We start from the raw sequence: 15,125 nt of genomic DNA on the forward strand, positions 1-15,125 counted from the left end.
GCGCCGTGCGCGGGGCTGGTCGAAGGTTCCACCAGGAGGGGGGTCAGCGGGGGCGGGCGAGGGCGCGGCGGCGCTTGTCCTCGTACATGGCCCGGTCGGCCTCGGCGAGGACGGTCTCGCGGTCCCGGCCGCGGTCCATGGTGGCTCCGATGCTGGCGCCCAGCGGGATCCGCACCGGCTCGCCCTCCCGTCTGGGTACCTCGAGGTCGCCGCTGAGCACCGCCCGCAGCCGCTCGACCAGCCCGTGCACCTCGCCGCCGTCGCTGACCTCCGCCACGACCACGAACTCGTCCCCGCCCAACCGGGCGACCAGGTCCTCCGCGCGCACCGCGTCCGTCAACCGTGTCGCGGCCAGCTGAAGGACGCGGTCACCGACGTCGTGCCCGTACCGGTCGTTGACCTCCTTGAACCCGTCGAGGTCCACGTAGACGACGACCGTCTCCCGGTCCTCCCGTGGGCGGGCGCCCTGCTCGTCCAGCACGCGCGCCAGCAGGTCGCGGTTGCCCAGCCCGGTCAGCGGGTCGTGCGTAGCACGCTGCTCCAGCGACGCCTCGCGTGCGCGGCGGTCGGTCACGTCGACCAGCTGGACGACCACCACGGGATCCACGTCCTCGGTGGCCGCGGGCGTGACACCGACGTCCACCCACAGCGTGGAACCGCTGGGGAGCAGCAGGCCGACGTCGAACCGTTCGTACGCGGTCTGCCCCGATGCCACCGCCTCGAGACGCTGCAGCAGGCCGGGCCGGTCCGGCTCGCCCACCAAGGTGGTGAGCTCCAGCCCCACGAGCAGGTCCGGCTGCCGCCCGACCAGGGCGGCCAGGGTCGGGTTGGCCTGGCGGACCCGGCCGTCGGGGGTGACCAGGGCCATCGCGGACGGGGCGTGCAGGAACGACGCGGCGACCAGCGCCCGTTCCCGGGCCAGCCGCCGCTCGGCGCGGGCCTCCAGCAGGGACAGCACCGCCGCGTAGGCCGCCACGACCAGGACGACCGCCAGCTTGCTGTCGGTCATGGCCTGCTCGTGGGTGGCCCCGCGTGCCTCGGTGAACTTCTCGATCGTCACCTGGACCAGCGGGAGGACCAGGATCAGGGGCGCGAGCCGGACCAGGATCCGCCGGCCGATCGGGTCGGTGAGCAGCGTCATCGGCGCCCGGTCCGGGCGCGCCGCGGCCGTGGCGCCGGCCACCAGCGCGAGGCCGAGGGCGGCCGGGTACGACATCCCGGTGCCCTCCTCGAGGACGAAGGCGTGCGTGGCCCCGTACAGGGGCGCCAGCAGGACCCCCACGATGAGGAACCAGGCGGGGACCTGGACCAGGGGGAAGGCGATGCCGGTGCGGCGGCCGCCCAGGGTGAGCAGCACGCCGCCGAGTGCCAGGGACAGCACCGCGGCGGCCGTCTGGGCGCTGGGGCGACCGGGGGTGTCCTCGACCACCTGGCGAAGGGCGTCGGCGTAGCTGAGCGTCCCGCGGTAGTGCAGCAGGGCCGTCATCCACGTGACGATCAGGACCACCGCGATGCCGGCGGCCGCCGCGCTGAGCGTCCGGCCGGCCCGCCGGGTGAGTCGCGGGGCGAAGGTCTGCAGGAGCACGCCGCCCGCGAGGACCGCGACCAGGACCGGACCGAGAGCGGTGACCGGGGCCCCGCCCGGCCAGGCGACGCCGGAGCGGTCGCGGCCGAGGAGGCCGCCGAGGCTGACCAGCAGCGCGACCGCCATCGCGCCGCCCGCCAGCAGCCGGGCAGCCGTCAGCGAGGTGCGCACGATCGTGCCGTCGCGGTCGTCGGGCATCCGTGACCTCTGCCGGGCGGGATCGCGGCCACGGCGCCGTGATCGGCCCGTACGTTCATGGTGGCACCGAGGGGGCGCGGGTTGCCTGGGCTACCGAACGGGATGCCGGGCGGCGGGGCGCCGTAGGCCCGGGACAATGGCGCCCGTGTCCTCGTCATCCGATGCCGGCTTGAGCGTGCGGACGAGCACCGAGCCGGCCGATGCCGTCGCGGTGCTGCGGGCCGGCGGGCTCGTGGCGCTGCCGACGGAGACGGTGTACGGGCTGGCCGCCGACGCCACGGACCCGCACGCGGTGGCCCGGGTGTACGCGGTCAAGGGCCGGCCCGCGGACCACCCGTTGATCGTGCACTTGGCCTCTGCCTCGGGGCTTTCCGCGTGGGCGGTGGACGTGCCGGGCTATGCCCGGACGCTGGCTGCCGCCTGCTGGCCGGGACCGCTCACGCTGGTGCTGCGGCGCTCCGCGCGGGCCGGTGACCACGTCACCGGGGGGCAGGACACGGTGGCGTTGCGCGTGCCGGCGCACCCGCTGGCGCTGTCGGTGCTCCGTGGGCTGGACGTGGGGGACCCGGACGGTGCGCCGCACGGCCTGGCCGCGCCGAGCGCCAACCGCTTCGGCCGGGTCAGCCCGACGAGTGCCGCGCACGTGCTGGCGGAGCTCGGGCCGTCGCTGGGGCCGTCGGACCTGGTGCTGGACGGCGGGCCGAGCGCGGTCGGGGTGGAGTCGACGATCGTCGACTGCACCGGACCGCGGCCGCGGATCCTGCGCCCGGGCGGGGTGTCCGCGGCCGAGGTGGAGCGGGTCACCGGGCTCCCGGTGGAGCCGGCCGGCTGGATCCCGGCGGAGCCGACCGGGTCCGGGTCCCCGTCCGCGCCGGAGGTCCGGGCACCGGGGACGCTGGCCTCCCACTACGCCCCGAAGGCCCGGGTGGTCCTGGCTGAGGGACTCGAGGGCGCGCACCTCGGGGGTCGGGCCGAGCAGACGTCGCCGGGACCCGCCTCGCCGGACGGCCTGCGGGCGCCGGCGGAGCCCGAGGTGACGGTTCCCCCGGGGGTCGCGGGTGGCGTACCGGACACCGGGCTGCTGGCGCTGGCGGAGGTGCCGACGCCCCCGGGCGTGGTCCGGCTGTCCGCGCCGGAGGACGTGGCGGCGTACGCCCGGGTCCTGTACGCCGCGCTCCGGGAGGCCGACGCCCTCGGCCTGACGACCGTGATCGCGGTCCCGCCCGAGGCCGCGGATGACCGGCCCCGTGGTCCCGCGGATGACCGGCCCCGTGGTCCCGCGGACGCTGGCACCCCGGGTCCCGCGGGCGCCGGGCCCACGGATCCTGCGGACGCCGGCCTGGTGGCCGCGATCCGCGACCGCCTGACCCGCGCCGCGCACCCCACTGCGTAATCCGGACCCCGGCCCCCCAAGATCCCCGCGAAACACCAGAAGGCGCCCGCCGGGACCCGCGAAACCCGGCCCTTTCTGGTGTTTCGCGGTGATCTACCAGCGGGCGCCGGCCACCCGCAGGGCCGCGGTCACCTTCGCCACGGCCCGGTCGGGGTGACGCAGGTCGTCCGCGTGGATCTCGACCACGTACCACCCGTGCTCGCGCAGCAGCGCGCGACGCGTCGCGTCGGCCCGGCGCCGCCGCGGGTCGTCGTGGTGCGCCCCGTCATACTCGATGACGATCCGCAGCTCGGGGTAGACGAGGTCGCCCCGGGCCAGGAAACCGCCGAACTCGTCGCGGATGACGTAGTTCGGCACCGGAGCCGGCAGCGCCGCCAGCACGATCAGGACCCGCAGTCGCGACTCCTGCGGGGACTCGGCCCGCTCGTCGAGCAGCGGCAAGGCACGCCGTACCTGTCGGATCCCGCGGGAGCCGAAGGCCTCGTACGCCCGCCGAGCGAGGTTGTTCCGAGTGGTGAGGCCCTCCCGCAGGACCCAGTCCCCCACCGCGACCAGATCCGGCAGGGTCAGGAACCGACCGAGGTCGACGAAGGTCCGCGCAGGGTCCGTGACGGGACGGCCATCGACCTCCGCCCGGTCCCACGCCGGCAGCCGCACCGAATGGATCCGCACGCCGCGGCGGCGCGGATGGTCCGGGGCGTCGGCGGGCACGGCGACGTGGGGCACCCGGCCACCCGAGTCCGCGTATGCCGGCACCGGCATTCCGCACAGCCGCCCCGCCGTCGGGGCGTAGAAGACCGCGCACGGCGGCAGAACCAGGAGCAATGCGTCGCACCGCGCCTCGACGCCGTCGGGGGCGTCCGCCGCGGCCCGGACCGCACGGGTGGGGCTGCGGTACGCGGCCGACCGGAACCTCCCCGTCCGCGGCTCACCCCCGTGGTGCGACGCGATCCGGAACGGCCCCCTCGACTCCCCCGCGGTGCGCATGCGCACGAGGGTCGAGCCAACGGCACTCGGACCGCGGCGCCCGCGGCTCCCCTGTGGACGGACCGCACCGAAGCACCCGGACTGGGGACGCTGCCGCGGAGACGGCTGCCCCGAGCGCCGGAGATCCCCGCGAAACACCAGAAGGGGCCCGCTGGGACCCGCGGAACCCGGCCCTTTCTGGTGTCTCGCGGGGATCTTCGTCAGTCGTAGCCGAGGTCGTGCAGGCGGTCGTCGTCGATGCCGAAGTGGTGCGCGATCTCGTGCACCACGGTCACGTGCACCTCGTCGAGCACGTCGTCGTACGTGTCGCAGATGCGCAGGATCGGCTTGCGGTACAGCGTGATCCGGTCCGGCATCGCCCCGGCGTACCAGGTCCCCCGCTCGGTCAGCGGCACCCCCTCGTACAGCCCGAGCAGGTGCGGATCGTGCGGCGGCGCCTCCTCCTCCACCACGATCACCACGTTGTCCACCAGCGCCGCGAGCTCGGCCGGGATCTCCTCCAGGGCCTCGGCAACGAGGTCCTCGAACTGCGGCGGCGGCACGTCCAGCACGGGTCGATCCTGCCGCGACCGGCAGTACCGTGCCCACCGTGACCCCCGGCCCGACGTCCCCCCCGACCGAACCTCCGGCCACCCCGGCGCCCGCCCCGCGGCCGACCACCCCGTGCCGCGTCCCGGCCGGCCGGCTCGCGCTGCGCCCCTGGGACCCGGACCGCCCGGGGGACCGGGCCGCCGTCCTCGCCATCGCCCGCGATCCCGACGGGCGCGCCTGGAACCCCATCGCCGGCATGCCGGAGGAGCCCGGGGACGGCGACGCCCGGGCCTGGTGCGCGCGGCAGGCCGACTGGGCGAGCGCGTCCGGCGTGTCCTGGGCCGTGACCCCGCACGACGACGACACCACGGCACTCGGCTACGTCTCGGTCCACCTGTGGGACGAGGACCAGCGGGTGGCCCAGGTCGGCTACTGGGTCGTCCCCACCGCTCGTCACCGCGGCGTCGCCACGCAGGCACTCGCCGCCGCCGCCGGGTGGGCGTACGGCGAGCACGGCCTGCACCGGCTGGAGCTGTTCCACGCGGTCGAGAACGACGCGTCCTGCAGCACCGCCGAACGGGCCGGCTTCACCCGGGAGGGGCTCCTACGCAGCAGCCACCGGTTCGGCGACGGGGCGTACCACGACGAGCACCTGCACGCCCGCCTGGCCAGCGACCCCGTCACCGCTTTGGAGATTGCAGAAGGGCTCCCCTATGCTGTGCGGGCCCTCGACGGCTAGTCGACGGACGGCCGTGCGTTGTGCTGGTCCCCATCGTCTAGCGGCCTAGGACTCCGCCCTTTCAAGGCGGCAGCGCGGGTTCGAATCCCGTTGGGGGCACGCCTCACCACGAGGCCCCGTAGCGCAGTTGGTTAGCGCGCCGCCCTGTCACGGCGGAGGTCGCGGGTTCGAGTCCCGTCGGGGTCGCCACCCTTGGTCCGTCGGCGTGCGCGCCGGGCGGCCGCCTACGCCACCGTCTCCCGCTCCCGCTCCTCCACCGGCACCGGGTTCTTCGCCAGACCGTAGAAGAACAGCCCGATCGGCCGGTACATCACGTGCGCGAACTTGGTGAACGGCAGGAAGAGCAGCAGCTCCATCGCGATCGCCACATGCACCACGAACACCGCGTAGCCCCAGGCCGGGGTCGGCGGGGCGTAGAGCGCGACCTCGATCACGAACCCGGTGACACCGGTCAGCCACAACAGGACCAGGAACATCCAGTCCGTCGAGGTCGACACCCGGTACGACGAGCTGTCGGCCCGGACCCGGTTGACCATGAAGACGGTCACCCCGTAGACCAACGCGATCCCGGCCACCGTGCCCAGCAGACGCGTCGGGTACCACAGCGGGACCTCCGCGCCGGTCTCCTTGATCCCCAGGACGTCCAACCCGTAGTCGAGCGTGGTCGCGGCCAGCAGGCCGAGGAAGCCCCACAGGGTGACGAAGTGCACGATCCAGCGGCGGCGCCACAGCGGCTCGACCGGGTCGTCGTCCTTGCAGTCCTCCCGGTAGCGCCTCTGCCCCAACGACTCCCGTCCGACTGAGAACCACAGCGCGCGCACGGCGGCGGCCCGCCCAGCCGCGGTTCCGACGAGCGTCCGGAAGCGCACGCCGTCCTTGCGGGCCATGTCCCGAGCCAGCGACACCGCTCCCACGAGGCTGGCCAGCGCCACGACGGCCATGACACCGATGCCGAGCCAGTGGATGACGTGGTACGGGACGAACTCGAACAGCGCCAGCGACTCGGTGCTGGCCGGGCCGCGGGTGGACAGCAGGAACAGGGAGAAGAAGGCGACCCCGAGGGCCGCGACCAGCCACCCCAGCACGGGCCGCGTGGACATCACCCGGGCCAGCCCGGTCCGGTCGTAGTGCGCGATCGCGTAGCGGCGGGAGGTGGCCATGAACTCGGCCGGGTCCGCGTCGGTGGGGCACTTGCTGGTGCACTGCCCGCACTGGTAGCAGGTCCACAGCTCCTTGCTCGCCACCAGGTCCGCCTCCAGGCCGACCTGGGCGAGGCGGATGAAGCGCCGCGGGAACGTGGCGTCGTTGTCCGCCAGCGGGCAGGTGGCCGTGCAGTTGCCGCAGCTGAAGCAGGCGTTGACCTGCATGGCGCCGAAGCGCTGGAGGTCGGTGATCAGGTCGGGGTTGACCAGGGTGGTCACGGCACGACCTCCTTGCGCGCGTCGGAGTAGGCGAAGTAGCCGTCGTCGTCGGCCTCCGGGCCCTCCACCAGCCAGCCGTACCGGCGCATCCCCATCACCCAGTACAGCGTCTCGTGCGCGGGGTGCCCGATGCGCTCGGCGATCTGGACGATCGTCAGGGGGCCGTCGGCGACCGCGGCCAGGATCGGCCGGTGCATCAGCGGCTCCTCACGGATGACCTCGTACGTGTCACGCAGCTGCTGGCTCATCCGACCGGCTCCTTCACCAGATCCACCAGACCGTCGATGGCGGCGAGCATCTGCTCATCGGTGTACCCGAGCAGGTCCAGCGCGTTGTCGCCGCACACCGGTACGCAACCGCCGCAGCCCTTGCAGGCCGCCGCGTCGACGGACGCCACGGGAGCGCCGTCGCAGTGGACCAGGGAGATCGCGGCGTACGGGCAGACCTCGAGGCAGTCACCGCAGCCGGTGCAGGCGTCCGGGTGCACGGTGGCCACCAGCGGCTCCAGCTCGGCGTACCCCTTCTTCAGCAGCGCCGCGCTCTGCGTCACCGCGGACAGGCCGGACGCCACGCTCTCGGCGGCGCTGCCCGGTGCCTGGCAGCAGCCGGCGATCAGGACCCCGTCGACGACGGTCTCCACCGGGCGCAGCTTGGGGTGGATCTCGTTGAAGAACCCGTCACTGCCCAGCGGCAGCTTGAGCAGGTCCACCAGGGCCTCGTTGCGGCGGGGCACCATGCCGGTGACGAGTACGACCAGGTCGACCGGGAGCGTGATCTCGCGACCGTCGGTCAGGACGTCGATGAGGGTGACCCCGAGCCGCCCGTCGGGCAGTTCCTCGACCGTCGGGGGACCGTCGTCGGGGTACTTCAGGTAGACCGAGCCCGCCTCGCGGGACTTGGTGTAGAGCAGCTCGTTCTTGCCGTACGCCCGCACATCCCGGTGCAGGTGGAACTGGCGGACGGAGGCGTCGACGGCGCCCACCTGGAGCGAGGCGTGGATGGCCGCGGTGCAGCAGAACTTCGAGCAGTACTCGTTGCCGGGCGCCTCCTGCCTGCTCCCGACGCAGTAGACGTAGGCCACGGAGTGCACGTCGCGCCCGCGGTGGCGCAACGTCCCCTCGGACTCCTCCACCAGCCGCTTGAACTCCGGCAGCGTCAGGACCCCGTCGATCCCGAAGCCGAACTCCCCGGGCTCGGGCGCGTACGTGTCGAACCCGGTGGCCACGACGACGGAGCCGACGGTGACCTCGGTGACCCGGTCGCCGTCCGGGCCGTGCGTGGTGAGCTGCACCGCGTAGTTGCCGAAGCTGCCGGACTTGCCGGTCAGCTCGGTACGGGTGTGCACGGTGATCCGGGGCCGGGCGTGTACCTGCTCGACCAGCTCGGCGATCTCGTCACGGCCGGCGCGGTCCCGCGGGAAGGTCGGGCCGAAGGTGGCCATCCACCCGCCGAGGTTCTCCTCGCGCTCCACCAGGTCGACGTCGATGCCGACATCGGCCAGACCGACGGCGGCGCGCAGGCCGGTGATCCCGGCACCGACGACCAGGGTGCGGGGCACCGTCTCGACGACCAGCGGCTCGAGCGGGTCGGACAGCCGGGTCTTGGCGACGCCCGCGCGCACCAGCCCGATCACCTTCTCCGTGGCCCCGGCGCGGTCGTGCTGGTGGGCCCAGGAGCCCTGCTCCCGGATGTTGACCTGGGTGTAGTTGTACGGGTTGATGTCGGCCCGCTTGGACACGTTGCGGAACGTCACCTGATGCAGCTTGGGCGAGCAGGACGCGACAACCAGGCCGTCCAGGTCGTCCCGGTGGATGTCGTCGATCATGTCGTGCTGGGTGCCGTCGGCACACGCGAACATCGGCGCCTCGGACACCACGACACCGGGCTCGTCCTTGAGCGCGTCGCGCACGGCGTCGACGTCGACGAAGTCGGAGATGTTGCCCCCGCAGTGGCAGATGTAGACGCCGATGCGCTGGGGGTGCTCCTCGGCTCCTTCGGTCGCAGCGGGTGTGCAGGTCTCGTCACTCATGCCGGGACCTCCGTCCTGGCGTGCTCCAGGTGGGCGGCCACCTGGGCGACGGCGGCGCCGGAGTGCAGGATGGTGTCGACGATGTCCTTGGCCCCCGCAGCCGTCCCGGCGACGAAGACTCCGGGGATGTCGGTCTGGCCGGGGTGCAGCTCCTCGCTGGGCTCGGCGACGTAGAAGAACTCGTCCAGCCCGAGCGGGGTGTCGCCGAACAGCCGCTCCACCTCACGGTTGGGCTGGATTCCGACGGCGAGTACGACCAGGTCGTACTCGGCCTCGACGATCTCGCCGCCGTTCTCGATGTCCTCGTAGCGCAGGACCAGGTCGCCGTCGTCCTTCTCCCGGATCTCCGCGACGCGGCCCTTGATGTACGTGGCGCCCATGTCCTTGGCCTGCTCGTAGAACTCGTCGTAGCGCCGGCCGGCCGCCCGCATGTCCATGTAGTGCATGGACACGTCCGCCAGTGGGAGGGCCCCCATGATCAGCTGGTTCTGCTTGATGGAGTACATGCAGCAGAACTTCGAGCACAGCGGGTTGCCCACCGTCTGGTCTCGGGATCCGGTGCAGGACACGTACGCGATGCGGTCCGGCACCTTGCCGTCGCCGGGTCGCAGCACGGTGTTGTACGGGCGGGTCGGGGCCAGCAGGCGGTCCATCTGCATGCCGGTGATGACGTTGGGGAAGCGGCCGTAGCCGTACTCCGGCTTCAGGTCGGCGGCGAACAGCTTGTGCCCGGTCGACAGCACGACGGCGCCGACGGTGACCTGGTGGAACGTGTCGCGCATGTCCATGCGGATGGCGTCCGCCGGGCAGGCCTTCACGCACTCCTGGCACTCCGAGCAGACGCCGCAGTCCAGGCACGAGCCGGCGCCGGCGAGCGCCTGCTCCTCCGTCAGCGGCTGCTCGATCTCGTCGAACCCGGCCGGTTCGGGGAGCAGGACCACCTCGCCCGTGACGGGGTTCCGGTGCCCGAACCGCTTCTGCCGGGCCAGGACGGTCGCCTTGTCCACCGTGGGCAGCAGCCCGTCGAGGGCCGTGAAGCCGTCCAGCGGGCGGCCGTCGAGCCACGCGTCGACCGTGTGCGCCACGCGGCGCCCGGCCCCGATCGCCCGGGTGATGTCGGTGGCCCCGGCCGCCACGTCGCCCGCAGCGAAGAGATAGGGGATGTCGGTCTGCAGGGTGGTGGTGTCCACCTTCACCTGGCTGCCCCGTACGACCCCGGCCAGGGCCGCGAACGGCGCCGAGTCCGGGACCATTCCGATGGCCGAGATGACCGCGTCGCAGGGGACCAGGTACTCACTGCCGGGGACCGGCTCGGGGCGACGCCGTCCGGAGGCGTCCGGCTCGCCGAGACGCATGCGCTGCAGCCGGATCCCGGTCACGGTGCCGTTCTCGTCCGCGACCACGGTGACGGGCGAGACGAGCAGGTCGAAGACCACGCCCTCCTTCTCCGCGTCGTCGGCCTCGACGTGGTGCGCCGGCATCTCCGAGCGGCCGCGGCGGTAGGCCACCCGCGTCTCCGCGGCGCCGAGCCGACGTGCCGCGCGAGCCGCGTCCATGGCCACGTTGCCGCCCCCGATGACGACGACCCGCTTGCCGGCCAGGTCGGGCGCCCGGTCGTTCGCCACGTCGTTGAGGAAGTCCAGGCCCGTCAGTACGCCGGTCGCGTCCTCGCCGGGGATGTCCATGAGGGTGGCGAGCTGGGTGCCGGTGGCCAGGACCACGGCGTCGTACCCCGCGTCCTTGAGGGCCGCCAGGTCCTGGACCGGCGTGTCACAGGAGATCTCCACGCCGATCGCGGTGACGTTGGCGATGTCCGCCTCGACCACCTCGGGGGGCAGCCGGTAGGACGGGATGGCGTGCCGCAGGAAGCCGCCGGGCTCCGCGCGTGCCTCGAGGATGCGGACCCGGTATCCGCGGCGGGCCAGCTGCCACGCCGCGGTGAGACCGGCGGGGCCGGAGCCCACGACGGCGACGCTGCGCCCGTTCGGCGCGGCCGGCTCCACCCCGGTGCCCTGGAAGCGGGAGTAGTGCCAGTCGGCGACGAACCGCTTGAGCAGCCGGATGGGGACGGCGCCCTCGAGGCTGGCGCGGGTGCACTCGGTCTCGCACGGTGCGTAGCAGGCCCGGCCGAGGGTGCCGACCAGCGGCGTCGCGTCGAGGACGAGCTGGAAGGCCTCCTCGTACTTGCCGCTGCGAATGAGGGACACGTAGCCGTGCGCCTTGATGCCCGCGGGGCAGGAGGCGATGCAGGGGGAGGTGCCCTCGCGCTGCAGCACCGCCTTCTTCGGGACCGCCTGGGGGAAGGCGATGTAGGCCGCGCGCCGGGCGGCCAGGTCGGCGTTGAACTGGTCCGGGACGGCGACGGTGCAGGCGGTCTGGCAGGCGTCGCACCCGGTGCAGGCGGACCAGTCCACGAACCGCGACTTCTCCCGCACCGTCGCGGTGAAGGTGCCGCCGTCGCCCCGCTCGATCCCCTCCACCTGGCTGTACGCCATCGTGGTGATGTTCGGGTGGTTGATGGTGGTCGACATCTTCGGACCCGAGATGCAACTGGCGCAGTCCAGGGTCGGGAAGACCTTGCTGAGCAGGATCATCCGGCCGCCGACACTCGGCTCCTTCTCCACCAGCAGGACGCGGTATCCCATGTCCGCCAGCTTGATCGACGACTCCATGCCGCCGATGCCGCTGCCGATGACGAGGACGTCGTGGTCCATCGTGTGCTCCCGTGGTCTCGCTGGCTGCCCGGGATCCCTCTGGGGGGTAGGTCGGACGGGTCAGACGAATCAGATGAAGAGGTTGACGTTGGACTCGTCGGCCTCGTCGAGGTAGGTGGCGACGCCGGCGTACTCGAGGTCGTCGACGAGCTCCTCCTTGCTGATGCCCATGACGTCCATCGACATCGTGCAGGCGATCAGCCGCACGCCGAGCTCGCGGGCGCTGTCGATCAGCTCGGGCAGCGGCATGACGTTCTCCTGCCGCATGACCTTCTTCATCATCCGCTGCCCCATGCCGCCGAAGTTGAACTTCGACAGCCCCAGGCGCTCGGGGCCGCGCGGCATCAGGGCCCCGAAGCCCTTCTGCAGCGCGCTCTTCGATGCGGTGACGCCAGCGGGCGCGCGCTCCGGTCGGCGCAGCGCGCTGAGTCCCCAGAAGGTGAAGAACATGGTGACGTCGTCGCCCATCGCCACCGCCCCGTTGGCGATGATGAAGGCGGCCATCACCTTGTCGTAGTCACCGCTGAAGACGATGATCGTCTTCTTGGCCATGGTTCCCTCTTCGGTGGTCAGCCGCTCAGGCGGCCGGGGTGACGGGGCTCAGCTGCTGGAGAGCCTCGGAGAACTCACGCATGTAGGCCACGAAGGGCTCGGCGCACACCGAGCAGACCGCGGCCATCTTGAGCCGCCGGGGGTCCAGGCCGCGCTCCCTCATCAGGTCCTGCGCCTGCGTGACGAGCGCGGCGGTGCGCTCGGCGCAGTCGCCCCGGTAGGAGCACTCCTCGCCGTCGGAGGCGATGAAGACGCCGTCGAACCCGCGCTCGAAGGCGTGCACGAGCCAGGAGGGCTTGATCCCGCTGCTGCAGGGGACGGCCAGGGTCTGGACGGTGGACGGGTAGTCCAGGTGACGGCTACCCGCCAGGTCGATCCCCGGGTCGGAGATGGTGATCGTGGAGAAGACCAGGATCCGGGGCTGCGTCCCGACCGGATCCCGGACAGGATCGGACACGGGTCACTTCGACTTGCGGAGGTACAGGTGCAGGTAGCCGGCGTCGTCGTACGAGCCGAGGTACTCGTGCCCCATCTTCTTCGACCAGGCCGGAATGTCCTTCAGGGTCCCGCTGTCGGTGGCGAGGACCTCCATCACCCCGCCGACGGGCACGGCGCCGATCGCCTTCTTCGCCGCGAGGATCGGACCGGGGCACGAGGTGCCGCGGGCGTCCACGACGGTGGTCTCGACGAGGCCCTTGAGTTCTTCGACGGTGGCGGTCATGGCGATCGTTCTCCCTGGCTGAATAGGTCCTCGGGGCTACCGGGCGGGGACCGAGATGGGTGGGCCTGCAGCCAGGCGGCCGGCGTCGGACGGCGCCGTGGAGGCGCCCCGGGGGTCACGCCGGACCCGCTGTCGAGCCATCACCCACCTCGTCCCCGGCGATCCCCGCACTGGGGTTGCGGGGATCGCCCTGTTGAGACTGAGTCTCGATAATGAATGCTATACCGGGTTGGGTACGAAGTGCGGGGAACGCCCTGTGTTCCACGTCACGTCCACGACGACCAGGGCGGAGCGAGCCATGGTGATCGGCGTTCGATCCACCCGACCGAGGCGACTCGTCGCCGAGGCGTTGGAGTCCTTCGACGACTTCCGCTCCGCCCAGGAGATCCACGACGCGCTGGCCGCTCGGGGCGAGTCGGTCGGTCGCGCCACCGTCTACCGCACGCTTCGCGCGATGGCCCTGACGCCGAACGTCGACGTGATGGTGCGACCGGACGGCGAGACCGTGTACCGGCACTGCACTCCGAACCATCACCACCACTTGGTGTGTCGTGGATGCGGCGTGACCATCGAGATCGTCGGCCCCGTCGTGGAGCAGTGGTCCAACCAGACCGCAGCCGAGCACGGTTTCGACGAGGTCTCGCACACCCTGGAGGTGTTCGGTCGCTGCGCCGCCTGCCGGCAGCGCGACCAGCTGCGCGGGGCGGGCCGTCGGCGCAGGAGCGCGACGGGCGACAGCGCCTGATCTCGAGAGTCACCGGCTCGCTCCCGACGATCCAGGCCCGTTGGTCGGTCAGGGATCGACACCCAGCCCGGTAGGGGATACGGTTCGTTCTGTTGAGAAGCCTTCTCAATAAGAACCGAGGTCGCCATGACTGACATCACCGCGTGCGTGCCGGTGAACCCGGACGGCACCATCCACGAACGCCTCGGCCAGGCCCACACCGTGGCCACCTGCCGGCTGCACGACGGGCAACTGACCGACTGGTCCGAGCACGTCGTGAACTGGGACTACGCCTACGGGGTGGACGGCTACGGGGTGCACCACCCGCGCGTCATCCGCTTCATGAAGGACCACGAGGTCGACGTCGTGGTCGCTCACGACGTGTGCGACACCGTGGCGGACTCGCTGCGCACCATCGGGATGCGCGTCGTCGACGACGCCTCCGGGGACGCCCGAGCCGCGGTCGCCGCGCTGTCCTGACCGGACCTCCCCACGCCGGTGCGGGGACGGATCCCGCCCCGGCGTGGGGTATCGTGTGCCCCCGCAACGGCACCGGCGGCGGCATCTGGAGCAGTCGGCGCCTACCCGGCCAGGTAGCTCAGTTGGTACGAGCGTCCGACTGAAAATCGGAAGGTCGGCGGTTCGACCCCGCCCCTGGCCACCACAGTCAAGTCCGGCCCAGTCCCCTCGCGACCGTCTCTGCGCGCACGATCAATCGGTCCGCGCGCCCGGGGACGGGCACGAACCCGAACCGCGCGTACAGAGCCCGACCGCCGTCGGTCGCGGCATCGACGACGATCGCCCGCACCGCCGGGCCAGACTCACTGGCGGTGATGATCCGCTCGAGGGCGTCGGCCAGGAGCACGTCGCCGAGCCTGCGCCCCCGCAGCGAGCGGTCCAGGGCCAGCTTCGCGATCAGCGCGGCGGGCACCGGGTCGGGGACGCCACGGGCGATCCGGTTCGGTGCCTCGCCGCGGGGTACCCCGTGGGCACTGAGTGCGTAGAACGCGACGACGCGAGCACTGCCCGACCCGGTCCACACGAATGTCTGGGCGACGCGGGCCCGTGCCGCGGGGCCGGCGTGGTCACGCAGCCAGGTGTCCAGGTCAGGCTCGCCTGACTCGAACGCGGAGACATCGTGTACGGCGAGGTCCAGCACAGCGCTCGTGAACCGAGGTCGATCGGTCACCGGCGCACGGTCTGCCGCAGCCGCTCCGCCGCCTCCACCAGGACAGGGCTCGGTTCGGGTGCCAGCGCCTCGAAGAAGTCGTCGAAGAACTCCGCCGGCAGCGGGGTGGTACGGGCATTCGCGATGACCCGATCAGCCTTCTCGTCGGCCGCCGACAGCACGAACGACGTCAGCGTCTCGTGGGCGAGGTCGGCCGCGATCTGCAGCCGGCGCTTCCGCTGGGCGTCGGTACGCATGTTGATCGTCTCGGTCGACATCGGAACCCCCTTCGTAATGCAATTGTGCGCACAACGGAATCCTCGTCAACCTCTCTCCGCACCGCGAGGCACCCCGGGCGCCGGG

At 72.3% G+C, this 15,125-nt stretch carries 16 protein-coding genes and 3 tRNA genes; 7 read left to right on the plus strand and 12 right to left on the minus strand.

Annotated features, from left to right (window positions below; all coding sequences use genetic code 11):
* Positions 1 to 43 precede the first annotated feature (43 nt).
* Entirely contained in the window at positions 44 to 1,783 is a 1,740-nt protein-coding gene (locus R2737_17825) for a GGDEF domain-containing protein (protein ID MEZ5118123.1), read from the minus strand.
* A gap of 175 nt (positions 1,784 to 1,958) precedes the next feature.
* Here R2737_17825 and R2737_17830 point away from each other — a divergent pair, with 175 nt between their 5' ends.
* A complete protein-coding gene (locus R2737_17830) occupies positions 1,959 to 3,176 on the plus strand; it encodes an L-threonylcarbamoyladenylate synthase (GenBank protein MEZ5118124.1) in 1,218 nt (405 codons plus the stop codon).
* A gap of 93 nt (positions 3,177 to 3,269) precedes the next feature.
* Here R2737_17830 and R2737_17835 read toward each other — a convergent pair whose 3' ends face one another.
* Both R2737_17835 and R2737_17840 read right to left on the minus strand, forming a co-directional pair.
* Positions 3,270 to 4,163 carry a DUF559 domain-containing protein gene (locus tag R2737_17835; GenBank protein MEZ5118125.1) on the minus strand — a complete coding sequence of 298 codons (894 nt, stop codon included), beginning with the start codon at positions 4,161 to 4,163 and terminating at the stop codon, positions 3,270 to 3,272.
* A 200-nt stretch (positions 4,164 to 4,363) separates the two neighbouring features.
* A complete protein-coding gene (locus tag R2737_17840) occupies positions 4,364 to 4,714 on the minus strand; it encodes a metallopeptidase family protein (GenBank protein MEZ5118126.1) in 351 nt (116 codons plus the stop codon).
* Positions 4,715 to 4,752: 38 nt separating this feature from the next.
* Between R2737_17840 and R2737_17845 the strand changes: the two genes are divergently transcribed.
* The 3 genes from R2737_17845 (at position 4,753) to R2737_17855 (ending at position 5,622) form a co-directional block, all read left to right on the plus strand.
* Positions 4,753 to 5,433 (plus strand): GNAT family N-acetyltransferase, encoded by a 681-nt coding sequence (locus R2737_17845; GenBank protein ID MEZ5118127.1) that lies wholly within the window; start codon positions 4,753 to 4,755, stop codon positions 5,431 to 5,433.
* 26 nt (positions 5,434 to 5,459) lie between these two features.
* Positions 5,460 to 5,532, plus strand: a tRNA-Glu gene (locus tag R2737_17850).
* A 13-nt stretch (positions 5,533 to 5,545) separates the two neighbouring features.
* A tRNA-Asp gene (locus tag R2737_17855) sits at positions 5,546 to 5,622 on the plus strand.
* A gap of 35 nt (positions 5,623 to 5,657) precedes the next feature.
* Here R2737_17855 and R2737_17860 read toward each other — a convergent pair.
* The 7 genes from R2737_17860 to R2737_17890 form a co-directional block, all read right to left on the minus strand.
* A complete protein-coding gene (locus tag R2737_17860) occupies positions 5,658 to 6,854 on the minus strand; it encodes a 4Fe-4S dicluster domain-containing protein (GenBank protein MEZ5118128.1) in 1,197 nt (398 codons plus the stop codon).
* The gene (locus tag R2737_17865; protein MEZ5118129.1) at positions 6,851 to 7,102 is read right to left on the minus strand and encodes a hypothetical protein; all 252 of its coding nucleotides are present in this window, start codon (positions 7,100 to 7,102) and stop codon (positions 6,851 to 6,853) included. Before R2737_17865 ends, R2737_17860 begins: the two co-directional genes overlap by 4 nt.
* A complete protein-coding gene (locus R2737_17870) occupies positions 7,099 to 8,883 on the minus strand; it encodes a CoB--CoM heterodisulfide reductase iron-sulfur subunit A family protein (protein MEZ5118130.1) in 1,785 nt (594 codons plus the stop codon). Before R2737_17870 ends, R2737_17865 begins: the two co-directional genes overlap by 4 nt.
* A complete protein-coding gene (locus tag R2737_17875; protein ID MEZ5118131.1) occupies positions 8,880 to 11,597 on the minus strand; it encodes an FAD-dependent oxidoreductase in 2,718 nt (905 codons plus the stop codon). The genes R2737_17870 and R2737_17875 overlap by 4 nt, the downstream gene beginning before the upstream one ends.
* A gap of 69 nt (positions 11,598 to 11,666) precedes the next feature.
* The gene (locus R2737_17880) at positions 11,667 to 12,149 is read right to left on the minus strand and encodes a DsrE/DsrF/DrsH-like family protein (GenBank protein MEZ5118132.1); all 483 of its coding nucleotides are present in this window, start codon (positions 12,147 to 12,149) and stop codon (positions 11,667 to 11,669) included.
* A 25-nt stretch (positions 12,150 to 12,174) separates the two neighbouring features.
* Positions 12,175 to 12,606 (minus strand): hydrogenase iron-sulfur subunit, encoded by a 432-nt coding sequence (locus R2737_17885; protein ID MEZ5118133.1) that lies wholly within the window; start codon positions 12,604 to 12,606, stop codon positions 12,175 to 12,177.
* Between the two features lie 3 nt (positions 12,607 to 12,609).
* Positions 12,610 to 12,870: a sulfurtransferase TusA family protein gene (locus R2737_17890; protein MEZ5118134.1), complete on the minus strand. Its 261-nt coding sequence runs from the start codon at positions 12,868 to 12,870 to the stop codon at positions 12,610 to 12,612.
* Positions 12,871 to 13,168: 298 nt separating this feature from the next.
* Between R2737_17890 and R2737_17895 the strand changes: the two genes are divergently transcribed.
* The 3 genes from R2737_17895 (at position 13,169) to R2737_17905 (ending at position 14,258) form a co-directional block, all read left to right on the plus strand.
* On the plus strand, positions 13,169 to 13,615 hold the full coding sequence (locus R2737_17895; protein MEZ5118135.1) for a Fur family transcriptional regulator: 447 nt from the start codon (positions 13,169 to 13,171) through the stop codon (positions 13,613 to 13,615).
* A gap of 126 nt (positions 13,616 to 13,741) precedes the next feature.
* On the plus strand, positions 13,742 to 14,074 hold the full coding sequence (locus R2737_17900) for a hypothetical protein (GenBank protein ID MEZ5118136.1): 333 nt from the start codon (positions 13,742 to 13,744) through the stop codon (positions 14,072 to 14,074).
* Positions 14,075 to 14,181: 107 nt separating this feature from the next.
* Positions 14,182 to 14,258 (plus strand) — tRNA-Phe (locus R2737_17905).
* 3 nt (positions 14,259 to 14,261) lie between these two features.
* Here R2737_17905 and R2737_17910 read toward each other — a convergent pair.
* A complete protein-coding gene (locus R2737_17910; protein MEZ5118137.1) occupies positions 14,262 to 14,783 on the minus strand; it encodes a GNAT family N-acetyltransferase in 522 nt (173 codons plus the stop codon).
* Entirely contained in the window at positions 14,780 to 15,040 is a 261-nt protein-coding gene (locus tag R2737_17915) for a DUF1778 domain-containing protein (GenBank protein MEZ5118138.1), read from the minus strand. Before R2737_17915 ends, R2737_17910 begins: the two co-directional genes overlap by 4 nt.
* Positions 15,041 to 15,125: the final 85 nt, after the last annotated feature.

This window comes from Candidatus Nanopelagicales bacterium, assembly GCA_041393815.1.
Classification (GTDB): domain Bacteria; phylum Actinomycetota; class Actinomycetes; order S36-B12; family JAWKJK01; genus JAWKJK01.

Bases quoted from the DNA above. Each gene is read 5' to 3' on its own strand.
- R2737_17870 (MEZ5118130.1), bottom strand. From the start codon at position 8,883: ATGAGTGACGAGACCTGCACACCCGCTGCGACCGAAGGAGCCGAGGAG.
- R2737_17865 (MEZ5118129.1), bottom strand. From the start codon at position 7,102: ATGAGCCAGCAGCTGCGTGACACGTACGAGGTCATCCGTGAGGAGCCG.
- R2737_17900 (MEZ5118136.1), top strand. From the start codon at position 13,742: ATGACTGACATCACCGCGTGCGTGCCGGTGAACCCGGACGGCACCATC.
- R2737_17835 (MEZ5118125.1), bottom strand. From the start codon at position 4,163: ATGCGCACCGCGGGGGAGTCGAGGGGGCCGTTCCGGATCGCGTCGCAC.
- R2737_17825 (MEZ5118123.1), bottom strand. From the start codon at position 1,783: ATGCCCGACGACCGCGACGGCACGATCGTGCGCACCTCGCTGACGGCT.
- R2737_17915 (MEZ5118138.1), bottom strand. From the start codon at position 15,040: ATGTCGACCGAGACGATCAACATGCGTACCGACGCCCAGCGGAAGCGC.
- R2737_17880 (MEZ5118132.1), bottom strand. From the start codon at position 12,149: ATGGCCAAGAAGACGATCATCGTCTTCAGCGGTGACTACGACAAGGTG.
- R2737_17875 (MEZ5118131.1), bottom strand. From the start codon at position 11,597: ATGGACCACGACGTCCTCGTCATCGGCAGCGGCATCGGCGGCATGGAG.
- R2737_17890 (MEZ5118134.1), bottom strand. From the start codon at position 12,870: ATGACCGCCACCGTCGAAGAACTCAAGGGCCTCGTCGAGACCACCGTC.
- R2737_17895 (MEZ5118135.1), top strand. From the start codon at position 13,169: ATGGTGATCGGCGTTCGATCCACCCGACCGAGGCGACTCGTCGCCGAG.